The 16308-nt window shown below is 63.2% G+C and carries 13 protein-coding genes and 1 pseudogene; 8 read left to right on the forward strand and 6 right to left on the reverse strand.

Annotation, left to right across the window (positions count from 1 at the left end):
* Positions 1-168, forward strand: a pseudogene (locus YY7_RS60240) (IS5/IS1182 family transposase); the annotation flags it as partial.
* Positions 169-447: 279 nt separating this feature from the next.
* Here the strand turns inward: YY7_RS60240 and YY7_RS0111485 are convergent.
* Positions 448-1398, reverse strand: a complete 951-nt coding sequence (locus YY7_RS0111485) for an ATP-grasp domain-containing protein (protein ID WP_349642657.1) — start codon at positions 1396-1398, stop codon at positions 448-450.
* A 290-nt stretch (positions 1399-1688) separates the two neighbouring features.
* On the opposite strand from YY7_RS0111485, the gene YY7_RS0111490 reads away from it, so the two are divergent.
* Positions 1689-2462 carry a ferredoxin--NADP reductase gene (locus YY7_RS0111490; RefSeq protein WP_028163358.1) on the forward strand — a complete coding sequence of 258 codons (774 nt, stop codon included), beginning with the start codon at positions 1689-1691 and terminating at the stop codon, positions 2460-2462.
* A 319-nt stretch (positions 2463-2781) separates the two neighbouring features.
* A complete protein-coding gene (locus YY7_RS0111495) occupies positions 2782-4407 on the forward strand; it encodes an FMN-binding glutamate synthase family protein (RefSeq protein WP_028163359.1) in 1626 nt (541 codons plus the stop codon).
* 220 nt (positions 4408-4627) lie between these two features.
* Here the strand turns inward: YY7_RS0111495 and YY7_RS0111500 are convergent, their stop codons facing one another.
* From YY7_RS0111500 to YY7_RS0111515, 4 genes are all read right to left on the reverse strand, one after another.
* The gene (locus tag YY7_RS0111500; RefSeq protein ID WP_028163360.1) at positions 4628-5941 is read right to left on the reverse strand and encodes an ABC transporter ATP-binding protein; all 1314 of its coding nucleotides are present in this window, start codon (positions 5939-5941) and stop codon (positions 4628-4630) included.
* A 104-nt stretch (positions 5942-6045) separates the two neighbouring features.
* Positions 6046-8046 (reverse strand): carbohydrate porin, encoded by a 2001-nt coding sequence (locus tag YY7_RS0111505; protein ID WP_051396673.1) that lies wholly within the window; start codon positions 8044-8046, stop codon positions 6046-6048.
* A 474-nt stretch (positions 8047-8520) separates the two neighbouring features.
* Positions 8521-8796, reverse strand: a complete 276-nt coding sequence (locus YY7_RS0111510) for a hypothetical protein (protein WP_028163362.1) — start codon at positions 8794-8796, stop codon at positions 8521-8523.
* 119 nt (positions 8797-8915) lie between these two features.
* The gene (locus YY7_RS0111515; RefSeq protein ID WP_028163363.1) at positions 8916-9749 is read right to left on the reverse strand and encodes a creatininase family protein; all 834 of its coding nucleotides are present in this window, start codon (positions 9747-9749) and stop codon (positions 8916-8918) included.
* A gap of 114 nt (positions 9750-9863) precedes the next feature.
* Here YY7_RS0111515 and YY7_RS0111520 point away from each other — a divergent pair, with 114 nt between their 5' ends.
* Genes YY7_RS0111520 through YY7_RS0111540 form a run of 5 tightly spaced genes read left to right on the forward strand, consistent with a single transcriptional unit; the run spans position 9864 to position 14196 of the window.
* A complete protein-coding gene (locus tag YY7_RS0111520) occupies positions 9864-10883 on the forward strand; it encodes an ABC transporter substrate-binding protein (protein ID WP_028163364.1) in 1020 nt (339 codons plus the stop codon).
* Between the two features lie 20 nt (positions 10884-10903).
* Positions 10904-11713: an ABC transporter ATP-binding protein gene (locus YY7_RS0111525; protein ID WP_028163365.1), complete on the forward strand. Its 810-nt coding sequence runs from the start codon at positions 10904-10906 to the stop codon at positions 11711-11713.
* The gene (locus tag YY7_RS0111530; protein ID WP_028163366.1) at positions 11710-12498 is read left to right on the forward strand and encodes an ABC transporter permease; all 789 of its coding nucleotides are present in this window, start codon (positions 11710-11712) and stop codon (positions 12496-12498) included. The genes YY7_RS0111525 and YY7_RS0111530 overlap by 4 nt, the downstream gene beginning before the upstream one ends.
* Positions 12498-13484 (forward strand): 2-hydroxyacid dehydrogenase, encoded by a 987-nt coding sequence (locus tag YY7_RS0111535; protein ID WP_028163367.1) that lies wholly within the window; start codon positions 12498-12500, stop codon positions 13482-13484. The genes YY7_RS0111530 and YY7_RS0111535 overlap by 1 nt, the downstream gene beginning before the upstream one ends.
* 13 nt (positions 13485-13497) lie before the next feature.
* Positions 13498-14196: an AprI/Inh family metalloprotease inhibitor gene (locus YY7_RS0111540; RefSeq protein ID WP_028163368.1), complete on the forward strand. Its 699-nt coding sequence runs from the start codon at positions 13498-13500 to the stop codon at positions 14194-14196.
* A 249-nt stretch (positions 14197-14445) separates the two neighbouring features.
* On the opposite strand, the gene YY7_RS0111545 is transcribed toward YY7_RS0111540, so the two are convergent.
* Positions 14446-16116, reverse strand: coding sequence for a methyl-accepting chemotaxis protein (locus YY7_RS0111545; RefSeq protein ID WP_028163369.1), 1671 nt, complete (start codon positions 16114-16116; stop codon positions 14446-14448).
* Between the last annotated feature and the right edge of the window lie 192 nt (positions 16117-16308).

Here is a 16308-nt window from a genome sequence, read left to right on the forward strand (position 1 = left end):
AAGGCACAGTACCAGGCCCGCTCGATCTGCGAATGCATCCATGCCCGCTGGCGCAACTGGGACCTCAGGCAATTGACGGTGCGCGGCATCGAAAAGGTCCGAGCCGTCGTGCTCTGGTACGCCCTCACCAACAACATCCTGCAGGGACATCGCCTCGCCAACCCATAGCTGCGCCAAACCATAGCGGCGCGCAAATCCCGCCCCGCTCCACCGTCGAGGTCTTCAACATCCGCTACTTCGGATGCCGTCTACCCGAAAACCGAATTGGTTCTCAGGCTCTACGGCACTGACGTGGACGAGAGCGACGCATTCCGACCTCTCCCCTCACCCTGAGGAGGCCGCGTCGCGGCCGTCTCGAAGGGCGAGGCCTGCGGCGGGGCCTCATGGTTCGAGACGCGCGTTCCGCGCTCCTCACCATGAGGGTCTGACAGTGTCGCTGCCGCCTCGTTACGCAAACACCCTATCCAGCGCCGCTTCATACGCGGCATAAGCCAATTCCGGGTGCGAGCGGCTCAGCGCTTCCATCTTCACGCCGGCGTTGACTTCGAGGATCCGCCAGGCGCCATCGGTGCGTACGACGTCGATCGAGCCGAAGCGGATGCCGATCGCGCGGGCGGCCTTGATCGCGATCTCGATGCAGGTGTCGCGCGTCTCGCCCTGCTTCAGCAGCACCGGTCGCGCGCCGGAATCGAGGTTGTGGCGCCAGTTGAGGATGCGCCGCTCGCCCTCCGGGACGATCGCATCGAGCTCGGCCCGCCCGATCGCCGCGATCAGGCCGGACAGCGCCGTCGATCGCCGCTCGGCAGGCATGGCCGCGAGCGCAAGCTCGAGCAGCGAATGCCTGCCGTCGCCGATCACGAACGGGCGCTCCTTGCTGTAGACGACGACCGGGAGATCATCGACCAGGACAACACGAATCTCGTCCTCGATCTCGACATAGGGCGAGATGGCGAGGCTTGGGTAGGCCGCCAGGATCCTGCCCACCGCGAGCTCGAGCGCATGCTTGGTCGTCACCCGGAAGACTCCCTCGCCCGACGTGCCCTCGTTTGGCTTGACGACGAGCCCGTTGGGATGCTCGGCCAGCAGGCGGAGCATCGTTTCCCAGGAGCCGGCCGACCGCGTATAGGCCGCAAGCTTCGGCCCAAGGAACAGGGTATGGGGGATGCAGGGCACCCCAAAACATTGTAGCACCTCGGCGGTAGCCGCCTTGTCGTTGGCGATCTGGTGCGCGACCGCGCTGTTCAGCCCGACGTCATAGGCGAAGGCGAGGTGCCGCCGCTGCCCACGTTGCATGACGATCAGCCAGGCCTCCGACCGCACCTCGACCGTAATGTTACGGGCCAGGCAATATTTCGTGACCGCGTCGACAAAAATCCGCTGGCTGATCGGGATCGCCAAGTCGATTTTCCTCTCTCAATGTTACCGTGTGGAATTAATTGCTCTACCGGCATCGTTTCCGGCAAGTTAATTGCGCCGCGTCGGAAACCTTAACAACGATGTTTTGAACCATTCTGCGAAATCAATCGACAGCCATGCTGAGTTCGCAATTGCACAATGGATGAATTCCATTATGTGTGTCAGCGGCGCGACGGGCAGGCGGGCTTCCCCTTGATGTCAGTCAATTACGTGCGGTCGAGTAGCCGCTACTCGGCCTCGTTTATGTAAGGTCAATCGGAAAAACCAGACACATGAGCGCGTTCTATCGAGAGAAGGTCCTTTCTGTTCGTCACTGGACCGATACGCTTTTCAGCTTCCGAGCCACCCGCGATTCCGGCTTCCGCTTCCAGAACGGCCAGTTCGCCATGATCGGCCTCGAGATCGATGGCCGGCCGCTGCTGCGCGCCTATTCGATGGCGAGCGCGAATCACGAGGAAGAGCTCGAGTTCTTCTCGATCAAGGTGCAGGACGGTCCGCTGACCTCCAAGCTGCAGAAGATCCGGGAAGGCGACATCATCCTGGTCGGCCGCAAGGCGACCGGCACGCTGATCACCGACAATCTCATCCCCGGCAAGCGGCTGCTGCTGCTGTCGACCGGCACGGGTCTGGCTCCCTTCGCGAGCCTGATCAAAGACCCCGAGGTCTATGACCGCTACGAGACCATTGTGCTGGTCCATGGCTGCCGCCAGGTCGCCGAGCTCGCCTATGGCGAGGATCTGGTCGCCAATCTGCGCGACGACGAATTGTTCGGTCCGCTGCTCGCCGAGAAGCTGCTCTATTATCCGACCGTGACCCGCGAGCCGTTCCGCAACCGCGGCCGCATCACCGACCTGATCACGTCGGATCAGCTCTTCAACGACATCCACCAGCCGCCGCTCGATCTTGAGACCGACCGCATCATGATGTGCGGCAGCCCGGCGATGCTGGAGGACCTGCGCAAGCTGTTCGAGGGCCGCGGCTTCACCGAAGGCAGCCACAGCACGCCCGGCCATTTCGTGATTGAAAAGGCCTTCGTCGAGCGCTGATCGGCTTCGAGTTTTAAGCCAACTCTCTCGCCCGTCATTCCGGGGCGCGCGCAGCGCGAGCCCGGAATCCATTTCTCCGCGGCGTTTGTGGCCCGATGGATTCCGGGCCCGATGCTTCGCATCGACCCGGAATGACGGCGGGGGTGCCTCTTCCCCCTTTCGTTGCAGCGCAATACACCACCCCGGATCGTGTAGCGTCGGTGTCACATCCGTGAACCCGAAGACCCATTATACCGTATAGCGTGTGGCGGACGGCGCGGGATCGATTAGGCTCTCCGCCCGCCGATAACCAGTTCGGCAGGATCCGCTGAGGGGTTTCATGGCAACGCTGCTGCTTCCGTTCTCGCCGCGCTTCATCGTGCTCACGATCTGCTCGGTGGTCACTGCGCTCCTGCTCGTGTTCGGCATCGTCGACCGGAAGCTGATCGACGTCATCCTGATCCCCTTACTGATCTTCGGCGCGCTGACGCTGCTGGGTGTCCGCGACCTCATGCAGAAGCATCACGCGGTGCTGCGCAACTATCCGATCTCGGCGCATCTGCGCTTCCTGCTCGAAGAGATCCGCCCCGAGATGCGGCAGTATTTCTTCGAGAGCGAGAAGGACGGCATGCCGTTCTCCCGCGACACCCGCGCCGTCGTCTATCAGCGCGCCAAGATGGTGCTGGACAAGCGGCCGTTCGGCACCCAGGAGGACGTCTACCGCGAGGGCTATGAGTGGATGCATCATTCGGTCGCGCCGAAGCCCCATTCGAACGAGAAATTCCGCATCACCATCGGCGGCCCCGATTGCGCCAAGCCTTATTCCGCCTCGGTCTTCAACATCTCCGCGATGAGCTTCGGCGCGCTCAGCCCGAACGCGGTGCGCGCGCTGAATGCCGGCGCCAGGAAGGGCGGCTTTGCGCATGACACCGGCGAAGGCGGCGTCAGCCCGTATCACCGCGAGAAGGGCGGCGACATTATCTGGGAGATCGGCTCCGGCTATTTCGGCTGCCGTAATCTCGACGGCACGTTCAATGCGGACGAGTTCGCGCGTATCGCCACTGAGGAACCGATCAAGATGGTCGAGCTCAAGATGAGCCAGGGCGCCAAGCCCGGCCATGGCGGCGTGCTGCCGGCGGCAAAAGTCTCGGAGGAGATCGCCAAGATCAGGGGCGTTCCCCTAGGGGAAGATTGCATTTCGCCGGCCTCGCACAAGGCGTTCTCGACGCCGCTTGAGATGATGGCCTTCGTCGGCGAGATGCGCAGGCTGTCGGGCGGCAAGCCGGCCGGCTTCAAGCTGTGCATCGGCCATCCCTGGGAATTCCTCGCGATCTGCAAGGCGATGCTCGAGAGCGGGATCTATCCCGACTTCATCGTGATCGACGGCAATGAGGGCGGTACCGGCGCTGCGCCGCTCGAATTCATGGATCATCTGGGCATGCCGATGCGCGAAGGCGTCAATTTTGCCCACAATGCGCTGGTCGGCATCAATGCGCGGAACCGCATCAAGATCGGCGCCTCCGGCAAGATCGCGACTGCCTTCGACATGGCGCGCGCGATGTCGATCGGCGCCGACTGGTGCAATTCGGCGCGCGGCTTCATGTTTGCGCTCGGCTGCATCCAGTCCTTGAGCTGCCACACTGACCGCTGCCCGACCGGAGTGACCTCGCAGGACCCGATCCGCAACCGCGCGCTCTATGTGCCCGACAAGATCGAGCGCGTCTGCAATTATCACCACGCGACGCTGCATGCGCTGGCCGAGCTGCTCGCCGCCGCCGGCCTCGAGCATCCGCAGGAGTTGCGGCCGATCCATTTCACCCAGCGGACATCGACCACGGAAGTCCGCACCTTTGCCGAACTCTACCCGGCGCTGCGCCCGGGCGAATTGCTCGAAGGCACCCAGGACCGCCGCTTCCGCGACGCCTGGGCCATGGCCCGCCCCGATTCGTTCCAGCCGGCGGGGTGAGCACGTTTCCCTCTCCCCGCAAGAACGTGGAGAAGGCGAACCGCCCATCCCGGTCATTCCGGGGCGCCACGCAGTGGCGAGCTATGATGTGCAATTGCACATCAGAGAATCCATGTTTCCACCCACATCTGCTGCTCGATGGATTCCGGGCTCGCCGCTTCGCGTCGCCCCGGAATGACAGGGTTTGTTGCGGCGGCGAGGTAGGGACAGGCCGCGTCGGCTAATGCGGGTTCTCCAGGCTGAACGTCTCCGACTGTTCGTCATAGGCGAACAGCTCGGCATAGCGGCCCCATGAGACGATGGTCTTCAGCGTCTCATCCGCATAATCCTCGGACATGTAGTCCTCGAGCTCGTTGCGGAATCGCGCGGCGGGGGCCGTGTGGGACGGGCGTTCGTCAAGCACGCGTTTGATCAGGCCCATCACCGGCACGTAGCTGATCAGATGCTCGGCGAACAGTTTCTTGCGCGCGTCGGTTTCGAGATTGGCAAAGCGCAGACCGGCTTCGGTCAGCACCAGGTCGCCCTCGCTTAAGCGCGCGAACCGCAACAGCTGCAGCGCCTCGCCGAGATGCAGGATCTCGTCCGTCTCCATTTGCAGGCTGCCGGCGAGAACCGGCAGGTCGGCGTGGCCGTGATAGGGCGGCCCTGCCAGCGTCTCGATCAAGCCGGACAGTTCGTTGGACGAGACATGGCCGAGCGCCGTGCCGACGCCCGCGCCGGAAGCCGCCTCGGTTGCTGGGCTCGACTTGGCGTCGGTCCGCTGCGTCATGCGGCCATAGATGCTGTCGACGAGCTGCCGGAACGCCGGATCGAGACGGTTGCGCGGATGCGGGAAGTCGACCTTGATCTCGGTCGCCACCCTGCCGGGATTGGACGAGAACACCAGAATGCGGTCGCACATCAGCACCGCCTCCTCGATATTGTGCGTCACCATCAGCACCGATTTGATCGGCAGGCGGCCGTCGGTCCACAGATCGATCAAATCGGTGCGCAGCGTTTCGGCGGTCAGGACGTCGAGCGCCGAGAACGGCTCGTCCATCAGCAAGAGGTCCGGATGCACCACCAGGGCGCGCGCGAACCCGACGCGCTGGCGCATGCCGCCGGACAATTCCTTGGGGTAGGCGGATTCGAAACCATCGAGGCCGATCAGGTCGATCGCGGCGAGCGCGCGGGTGCGTCGTTCGGCGGCATCGATGCCGAGTGCTTCGAGCCCGAGCTCGACATTCTGCAGCACCGTGAGCCAGGGAAACAGCGCAAACGACTGGAACACCATCGCGACGCCGTTGGGGGGACCTGCGATCTTCTTGCCGCGGCAGACCGCCTCTCCCGAGGACGGGTCGACGAGGCCGGCGATGATCCGGAGCAGCGTCGATTTGCCGGAGCCGGAGCGGCCGAGCAGGCCGACGATCTCGCCGGCGCGGATGGTCAGGTCGACGTTTTCGAGCACCAGCAGGTTCTCGCCGCTGCCCTTGGGAAAGGAGCGACAGACGCCGCGGATATCGATGAGGTTAGGCTGAGCGGATTGTTCGAGCATGGCGGCTCCTCATCACCCGAGGCGAAGGCGGGACAATGGCTGTTTAAACCGACCTCCCGCACCGTCGTTTCGTGTGAGCACGATCTTGCATGGGAAGATATGCTCTAGAATTCCCCGTGCAGCCTTCCTGAGAAGATGTGCACCGGCCCACGGTCGGCGTTGTAGGCCGGGTTTGTGATGAACTGATAGTCCGCCGTCAAGGTGACCTGCTTGGTCAGGGCGTAGGCATAGTAGGCTTCGAGGATGCGCTCGCGGCGGTAGTTGAGCGCGCCGTCACCGATCAGAATGCCGAGACCCCCGGCGGCGATGAAATCGCGGTGGTCATTTGACAGCGAATTGATCGCGCCGCCAATGCCGATGACGTCATCCGGCCGGCCCCATTTGGTGCCCTTGATCGAGGCGCCCAGCGACAGCGAGGCGTCGATGTCGGTGAAGGCCATGATCTCGGTCTTGCCGTTATTCCAGCTCCAGCGGCTGAACACGCCGAGATCGTCGGAGAGCGCCTGTTCCAGATTAATGACATAGCCGTATTTGATGCGGCCGGTACGGGTCAGCGCGATGTCGAGATTGAGGGCGGGATTGTCCAGCGTCTCGCGATAGCTGCCGGAGAAGGCGCTGTTCAGCCAGGCGATCGTGCGTATCTTGCCCGGCAGCGAGAACACTGAATAGCGTCCCTCATATTCGAGCACGTAAGTTCCGCGCTCGAACACGGCTGTATCGAAGCTGTTGGCGTTCGATACCGACGGGATCAGGAAATATCCGCCGCGCAATGCCCATCGTTTCTGATTGAGCTCGGCGGTGATGCCATAGGTGAGGCCGACCTTGTCGGCGGAATAGTCGAAGGCGCCCGGCGCCCACATGGCCCAGTTCATGAAATCCTTGCGCGTGTCCTTGGCGTAGGCGTTGCCGTCGAACACGTCGAGCACGGCGAATTTGCCGGCCTGCAGTGTCAATCTTGAAACGTCGACCTTGCCGCCGAGCTGGAGCGGCCCGCTCGGCAATTCCTCCTGCTCGCCGCCGAAGCCGAAGGTCTGGCGCACGAACAGGCGCGAGGTGTTGTAATGCGGGTAGGGGAAGTTCGATTTCTGCGCTTCCCCGCTGGAAAAGCCGCCGAGACCGACGGTGTCGTTCAAGCCGAAGCCATGCAGCAGCTCGGGATTGTAATAGATCTCGCCGCCTTCCCAGAGCCGTGCATTCAGGAACAGGCTGTTGCTCCAGGTCGACTGCGCCTGCCGGGCCGGCGTCAGGCTGTTCGTGCCGCTGTAGGGCGCGTAGAACGCCGGATAGCCCTGCGGCAGGTAGGTGGTCTGGCCGTGGATCTCCCAGCGATCGGATTCGGGATCGGTGATGTCGGTGTTCGGTGTCAGGCCCGGGGCGCCCGGCCACTCGATCTTGCGATTGAGGCCGATGCGCACCGACTGGAAGTCGAGGCTGGAGGAATACCGCGTGCCCGACGGCAGGAACTGGATGTTGGCCCTGTCGAACCGGCTGTACAGATATTCGAGTCGCGCGGTCCAGTGCGGGGCGAAGGCATACTCGAATCCCGCGCCGGCAGCCCAGCCAAGGCGGACATGAATCTCCTTCTCCTCGTCGCCGATCGCCGTCGGCGTGTTGAGGAAGCGCCCGCCGGTATAGGCGAAGCCGCCGGTCACGTAAGCGAGCCATGGGCCGCTCGCATAGCCGAGGCGGCCGCGTATCGTGCCGACATAATCCCATTGCTCGACGAAGTCGGTGCGCGGCGTCGCAAGCGACGTCACCACCGAATTCGAGGGCAGATAGTTCGGAAAGCTCACATCGCCTTCGACACCCACGAGCAGGCCGGACGGCAGGCGAACATTGTAGCCCGCCTGCACCCCGCCAATCACGCCGCTCACATTGCTGCTGCTGGTGCTGACTAGGGGATCGGCCAGCACTGCATTCGAGGAGCCGAAGCCGTAGCCCGTATGCGCGCCGATATAGAGCCCGGTCCAGTCGAACAGCGGCTGTGCGTACGGCGCCTTGACCGGCAGTTTGATATCGGCCGCAACCGCCGCGCCGCTCAAGGCCAAGGTCGCGGCCGCCGCATGGCCGAGAATCTGCTCAAGGGATCGGCTGCGGCGCGGCATGGCGGAGATGCTTCCAAACTGGACGTCGCGACGGTTCGGCGTGCCCGTTCCCGAAGCGCTGCTACGACGCCTTCCCGCACACGAAATCATCACGCCGCCTTTGCCCCAGTCGCATGTCCTGATTCCCCTCCATCGCGCAGATCGGGGAAGCCACACCGTACCACAATCCTTATTGCGAATAATTCGCAATAGCAAGAAACGGCGAGTCATTACCGCTGGATGGCATCGCTCAATGACAGTTTTGCAACAGAAGGCGCGATCATCTTGTCGCGGCCAGATCCGAACGTGGATGACCCGCCCGGGGGGACAGCCGGGCGGGTCGGGGTACGACACGGGGTGGATGAGGCGCCCGTGCCGGACGCACAATCCACGGTCGACGTGTTTTCGAGCGAAGCTTGTCCCGCCTAACATCGCGGGAAGGTTTACCGGTTCGCGTCAAGAAAACGGGTCAACCAAAACCGCTCCGTCGATCGATCAGAAATTGCAGGTACGCACGCGGCCCATGTAATTGCCGAACGCATCGTACTGGCGAACCCAGCCGCAGCGGCGATAGCCGTCGTAGTAGTAGCCGTTGTTCGCGGCGATGGCGCTGCCGACAACCGCTGCGCCGACGAGGCCGGCTCCGACGCCCCAGCCCCAGTGGTGGTGGTGGAACGGCTTGGCTTGCGCTTGGGTGGTCGACGTCGCGATCGTGCCGGTGACAGCGAGCGCGGCGAGGGCGAGAGCAGCAATCTTGGTCTTGATCGACATGGATAACTCCATCCTGTTGAAGGCGGCGCCGGGATGGCCCGCACGCACCGTTGGACGGAGCCTCCGCGATTTGGGTTCGAAGCGGAGGAGGAAGGCTATGGCTGTCGATTATTTTGCTGTCAGAACAGCGGCTTAGTGGATGAGCGCGGCCCGGCTGCGAGCTTGTTCACGTCGAAGTTATCGACGTCGATAAGCAGCTCGCAGAACGCGCGTGCGCCGTGATCGAGCAGGCGCTCGCCCTTCTCCGCGGAAGCCTTGGTCGCATCGCCGACCGCGCCGCTTGCGTGCAGGTCTTGCGTTTGCCAGGCGAAAGGCGCGGGCCGTTGCGTCGATAGCCAGCGGTGATCCTTTTCGATCGCGATGCTGGCGGGATGAAAATCCGAGATCGCGCCCCTAAGCACCGTCTGCGGATAGCGCGCCAGCATGATCGAGGTCTCGACCGCGCCGCCATGAATGCCGTGACGCACTTCTTCCGCATCGAACAGCTTTTCCGCCGCGCTCAGCCGCGACCAGCTTGTGGTGACCACCAGCATCTCGTGTTGCGCACGCAGATCCTGCGCGACCAGGCTCATCGCGGCGCTGTTGCCGCCATGGCTCGTGACCATCACCAGCTTTTTGACGCCTGCGCGCGCCACGCTGTCGCCGAGCGTCGTCCACGTCTTCAATGCGACATCGGCCGGCAGCGTCAGCGTGCCAGGAAAGTCGATATGCTCGGTGGAAATGCCAACCGGCTGCAGCGGCAGGAAGGTCGCGGGGAGGCCGACGGGCAACAGCTCGCGCACGAGCGCCAGATAGGCTTCGGCGATCATGACGTCGGTGCCGAGGGGCAGATGCGGCCCGTGTTGCTCGGTCGCCGCGAGCGGCAATACCGCGATCCAGCGCGCCGGATCGGCGCCAGCGACCTCCGGCCAGCGGATTTCGGTCCAGTCGCGGGGTGGAACAGTCGAAGTCATTTCTCTGCCAAGCGTTCCTTTGCGCGGATTTGCAAGGTAATTTGCCGGCCCTGCCGCGGGCGCATTCGGCGTCCATCACCCATCATGGGCCATAACCAGCGACGGAGTCCAACCATGAAGCGGGCCTTTTTGCTGCGAGCGTTAACCATAGCCGTGTGCGCCCTGGTTGCGGCCTTTGCGCCCGCAAAGGCCCAGACCCTGGACCAGGTTTCGTTCGGCACCAACTGGGTCGCGGAGGCCGAGCATGGCGGCTTCTTCCAGGCGGTGGCCGACGGCACCTACAACAAATACGGCCTGGACGTCACCATCGTTCCCGGCGGTCCCAACAACAACAATCGCATCCTCCTGATCGCCGGCAAGATCGATTTCTTCATGAGTGCGAACTCGCTGCAATCCTTCGACGCGGTCACCAACAACGTGCCGCTGGTCGCCGTCGCCGCGATGTTCCAGAAGGATCCGCAGGTGCTGTTGACCCATCCTGACATCAAGGCAACCAAGCTCGAGGATCTGAAACCGCTGACGCTGCTCGTCTCCAAGGAGGGTATGACGACCTACTTCCAGTGGCTCAAATCCGAATACGGATTCAGCGAGAGCAAGGTGAAGCCGTACACCTTCAACCCGCAGCCCTTCATCGTCGACAAGAAGAGCGCGATGCAGGGCTATGTCACCTCGGAGCCGTTCGCGGTGGAGAAGGCCGCAAGCTTCAAGCCCGGTATCTTCCTGCTCGCCGATTACGGCTTCAACACCTATTCGACCCTGATCGAGACCCGCCGCGACATAGTCGAGAAGAAGCCCGATCTCGTGCAGCGCTTCGTCGACGCCTCCATCATCGGCTGGTACAACTATCTCTACGGCGACAATGCCGCTGCGAATGCCATGATCAAGAAGCTCAATCCGGAAATGACTGACGAACTGCTCAGCTATTCCATCGACAAGATGAAGGAATACGGCATCGTCGATTCCGGCGACTCCCTGAAGAACGGCATCGGCGCCATGACCGACGAACGGATGGCGAGCTTCTTCGACAAGATGGTGCGGGCCGGCGTCGTTCGCTCCGATATCGACTTCCGCCAGGCCTATACGCTGCGCTTCGTCAACAAGGGCGTTGGGCTCGACCTGCGGCCGAAGAACTAGGCACGAAGAGAGCTCTCGTGATGGCCGAGCCAGCCCCGAGCGAACTGGACGCCGGCTCCTCGCTTGCGGTGAGCCTGCGTGGGGTCACGAAGGTTTATGACAGCGGCGTCGCGGCGCTCGGCCCGCTCGATCTCGAGGTCAACCGGGGAGAATTCGTGACGCTGGTCGGGCCGTCGGGTTGCGGCAAATCCACCGCGCTGCGGCTGATCGCTGGCCTTGCGGCGCCGACCGCCGGCACCGTCAGCGTCTCGCATCTCGCGGCGGAAGTACGCGGCCATCACTCGATCGGCTTCGTGTTCCAGGAGCCGACCCTGATGCCGTGGGCGAGCGTGCGCGACAATGTCCGCCTGCCGCTGAAGCTTGCCCATGCGCCGACGAGCGAGGCGGATGCGCGCATCGACGAGGCGTTGGTGCAGGTCGGGCTCGCCGAATTCGCACACGCCTATCCGCGCGAACTGTCCGGCGGCATGAAGATGCGCGTCTCGTTGGCCAGGGCGCTGGTCACCGATCCCGATATTCTCCTGATGGACGAGCCGTTCGCGGCGCTGGACGAGATCACGCGTTTCCGCCTCAACAACGATCTGCTCGCGCTCTGGCGCAAGCTGCACAAGACCGTGATCTTCGTCACCCATTCGGTATTCGAGTCGGTGTATCTCTCGCAGCGCGTGATCGTGATGACGGCGCGGCCGGGGCGGATTGGCGCAGAGTTTCGCATCAGCGCGACCGAGCCGCGCAGCGAGGAATTCCGCACCTCCGCCGAATATGCCGGCTTCTGCCGCCAGGTCTCCAACGCGCTGGCGCCGGCCTATGCGGGACAGGCCGGCGCATGAAGTCCTCGCGGCATGCGGTCCGCCTGCTCTTGCCGGTCGTCGTCTTCGCGGCTGCCATCCTGCTGTGGGAAGCGATCGTTCGCGTCAACAATATCCAGCCCTATGTGCTGCCGGGGCCGGTGGCGGTGTTCCAGACACTGATTGGCGACTGGCCGGTGCTGTCGCAATCGCTGGGCGTCACGCTGCTGACCACGCTCGAAGGTTTCGTGGCGGCCGCGGTCGGCGGCATCGCGCTGGCGCTGTTGTTCAACCAGTCGAAATGGCTGGAATATTCGCTGTTCCCCTACGCGGTGATCCTGCAGGTCACGCCGGTGATTGCGATCGCGCCACTGCTTCTGATCTATCTGCAGCAACAGACCGCGGTGGTGGTCTGCGCCTGGATCGTCGCCTTCTTTCCGGTGCTGTCCAACACCACGCTCGGGCTCAATTCGGTCGACCGCAACCTCGCCGGATTGTTCCAGCTCTACGGCGCGACGCGGCTGCAGACGTTATGCTTTCTGAAACTGCCCGCGGCGTTGCCGTTCATCCTCGGGGGGTTAAGGATCGCGGGCGGCCTGTCGCTGATCGGCGCCGTCGTCGCCGAGATCGCGGCCGGCACCGCGGGCGCAGGCTCCGGTCTCGCGTTCCGCATTGCCGAGTCCGGCTATCGTCTCAACATTCCACGTATGTTCGCGGCGTTGTTCCTGCTCTCGGTCGCCGGGATTGTCATCTATGGGGTGCTGGCGCTAATTTCGCACCTGGTACTGCGGCGCTGGCACGAGAGCGCGCTTGGAAAGGAAAGCTGATGGCTGCAACTATCTCTTCTGACAAGATCGACCTTTTGGTTTACGGGCCGATCCGTCCCATTCTGCAGAATGGCTTTCCCGATCAGTTCATCCTGCACACTGCGGAAAACCGCGCCGATCTCGAACGCTTGACGCCGGAGACCAAGGCCAGGATCCGCGGCATGGCCGTGACCTATCACACCGTGTCGACCGACAGGACGGTGCTGGCGCAATTCCCGAAGCTCGAGCTCGTCGCGAGCTTCGGCGTCGGCTACGACCATGTCGAATCCGCCTATGCGCGTGAGCACAACATCATCGTCACCAACACGCCCGACGTTTTGACCGAAGAGGTGGCCGACGTCGCCATGGGCCTCCTGATCGCGACCCTGCGCGAATTCATCAAGGCCGACCGCTATGTGCGCTCCGGCCTCTGGCAGACGCAGAACTATCCCTTGAGCGTCGGCTCGCTGCGCGACCGCAAGGTCGGCATCGTCGGCATGGGGCGGATCGGGCAGGCGATTGGCCGCAGGCTCGAGGCTTCGCTCGTTCCCGTCGTCTATCATTCGCGCAATCCCGCGGCCGGCGTGTCCTACCAGCACTATCCCGACCTGATCGAGATGGCGAAGGCGGTGGATACGCTTGTCGTGATCGTGCCCGGCGGCGCCTCCACTGCGAAAATGATCAATGCCGAGGTGTTGAAGGCGCTCGGCCCGCGCGGCGTGGTGATCAACGTCGCGCGAGGTTCGGTCGTGGACGAGCCGGCGCTGATCGCGGCCTTGAAATCGGGGACCATCCTGGCCGCCGGTCTCGACGTGTTCGCCACCGAGCCGAACGTGCCGGACGAGCTGAAGTCGATGCAGAATGTCGTGGTGCTGCCACATATCGGTTCGGCTTCCGTGGTAACGCGCAATGCCATGGACCAGCTCGTGGTCGACAATCTCAAGAGCTGGTTCGCCGGCAAGCCGCCGCTCACGCCGGTTGCGGAGACCCCGGTAAAGGGACGTTGATCAGGGATCGTCGATGTCAGTTCGCCGTTTCAGCGTCGTGGCCGTGCTGCTGGCAATTGCCGGCGGCGCTGGACCTGCGTCGTCCCAGGATGCCTCGTCGCTGAAACAGGAAATGATCGGGCAGTGGGAGCTTGCCACCACTGAGCGCAGCAAGACCTGCGTCGTGACGCTAAAGGGCGATGCCACGGCGCAAGGCCTCAAGCTCGAGCTCGAGCCTTCCTGTCAGACGGCGCTGCCCTTCACCAAGGACATCGCCGCCTGGAACATCAAGGGGCTCGACATCGTGCGGCTGCAGAATGCGGCTGCCGAGCCGGTGATCGATTTCACCGAGGTCGAGAGCGGCATCTTCGAGGGGCATCGGACCGGCGAGGGCGTCTACATCCTGCAAAACCTCGCCGCGGCCCGCGCGCTTGCCAAATCGATGGACCAGATGATCGGAGACTGGTCCATGGTGCGCGGCAACGGACAGGCGATCTGCGGCCTGACGCTGACCAACACCGAAGCCGGCCAGGACAATTTCCAGGTCTTCCTGAAGCCGAAATGCGATCCGGCGGTGACCGCATTCGCGCCGACGGTTTGGCGGCTCGATCACGGCCAGATGCTGTTGATGTCGGAGAAGGGCGAGACCTGGCAGTTCGAGGCTGACGACAATGCGCAGTGGCGCAAGGTTCCCGACACCGCCGACCCCCTGATCATGCTGCGTGATCAGTAGCGGCGCCGCGGGGCGTGACGACTCTTGTTTGACTCGGCGTGACCGCCGTTGTTCACCTCTCCCACAGGGAGAGGTCGGCGCGCAGCGCCGGGCGAGGGGTTACGGTCCCTCGATGGAGTTCATCCCCCTCACCCGGATCGCATCTTGCGATGCGATCCGACCTCTCCCCGATGGGGAGAGGTAAGGCACCTCCGACGTGGTACCAACTCGCCCGATCTCGCGATCCGCGCCCGTGGCGATCCACCGCTATCACCCGATGGCGGCGGCCTCATTGGCGGCGCGCTGCATGCTCGACGACATCTCGCCGGTGACGACGCTCTGCTCCTCGACCGCGGCCGCGGTCGACGTCACATATTCTCCCACCGCCTCGATCGAGCGGCGGACCGTGCCCAGCGCAGTGACCACGTCGACCGAAATGCCATTGAGCGAATCGATCTCGACGCCGATCTTGTCGGTCGCCTGCTTGGCCTGGTTGGCGAGGTTCTTGACTTCAGCGGCGACCACCGCAAAGCCACGGCCGGCCTCGCCGGCGCGCGCGGATTCGATGGTCGCGTTCAGCGCGAGCAGGTTGATCTGGCCGGTGATGTCGCCGATCATCTGCAGGATGCCGCTCATCGAGGCGGCCGCGGCGGTCAGCCGCTGCGCCTGATGGTCGGCGGATTGCACATGGTCGGTGGCGGCCGCAGCCGTTTCCTTCGACTTGACCATCGCCTCAGAGATCTCTCGCACCGAGGCATTCAACTCCTCGGCCCCGGCCGCGACCTGCTCCATCATGCCGCGGACGCGCTCGCTCTTCAGCCGCGCGATAACCTGCGCGGTGACGTCGGAGGCATATTTGACGACTTTGAACGGCCTGCCGTTGAGATCCATGATCGGATTGTAGGAGGCCTGGATCCAGACATCACGCCCGCCGGCGCCGATGCGGCGAAATTCACCGGCCTGGTATTCGCCGCGATTCAGCGCGGCCCAGAATTCCCGATAGGCAGGCAGGTCGCGCTCGGCCGGATCGACGAACATGCTGTGGTGACGGCCCTGGATGTCGTGCAGCGTGTAGCCCAGCGCTTTCAGGAAATTCGCATTCGCCGTTTTTACCGTGCCGTCCATCGCGAATTCGATCACGGCCTGGGACTTGTCGATGGCCGCGATCTGGCCGGCAAAATCAGCATTGCGCAGCTTCTGCTCGGTCACGTCGGTTGCGAATTTGACCACCTTGAACGGCTTGCCATTTTCATCAAATACTGGATTGTAGGACGCCAGAATCCACACCTCCTTGCCACCCTTGCCGATCCGCTTGAATTCGCCAGCCTCGAACTCTCCGCGATTCAGCTTCTGCCAGAACTCCCGATAATTCGGGCTATCGCGGAACGAGGCCTCGACAAACATGCTATGGTGCTTGCCCTGGATCTCGGCCAGCGAATAGCCGAGCGCGCGCAGGAAATTCTCATTGGCGGTGATGACGCTGCCGTCGAGATTGAATTCGATCACCGCCTGGACGCGGCCGATCGCAATGGTCTGCGCGCGGAAGTCCAGGTTCTGCAGCCGGACCGATGCATCGAACCATTCCACGGCGAAGCCCGAGCGCTGTCCGTTGTCGGTCCCGAGCGGCGTTACCACGAGATCGAAGGCGCGCCCACCGAACCTGATGGTCGCCCGATGCGGCGACTTCAACTGCCCCAGCACTTGGCGCTGATGGGCGGGATTCTTGTGAAAGACGTCGATGCTGCTGCCGATCAGTTTGGCGACCGAGAAGCCCCGAAGCCCCTTGCGGATGTCGGCTTCCGCGTCGGTGAGCAGCCTGGTCACCGCACGATTCATGTAGGTGATGGTCAGTGACGCATCTGCGATCATCAGGTTGCCAGTGATGACGTCGGCGGCAGTCTTGGCAATGTCACCGGCACGCGATTTCCGGCTTCCAAACATGTCTGGGTTCCTGCGTTGGGCCAGGCGACGCAATTGTCGATCTGGTATTCATGATCGGCGAATCAAACTTCCAAATGTCACCAGAAGCTTCTCAGCATGGTGTGAACGGTCCCTTAAATATCCCGCTACCGCTGACAAAATTGCCGAGCTCCGATATTGCGTCGCGGCCGAACACACAAAACCGCGTGCTCG

It is taken from the genome of Bradyrhizobium elkanii WSM2783 (assembly GCF_000472865.1).
Classification (GTDB): domain Bacteria; phylum Pseudomonadota; class Alphaproteobacteria; order Rhizobiales; family Xanthobacteraceae; genus Bradyrhizobium; species Bradyrhizobium elkanii_A.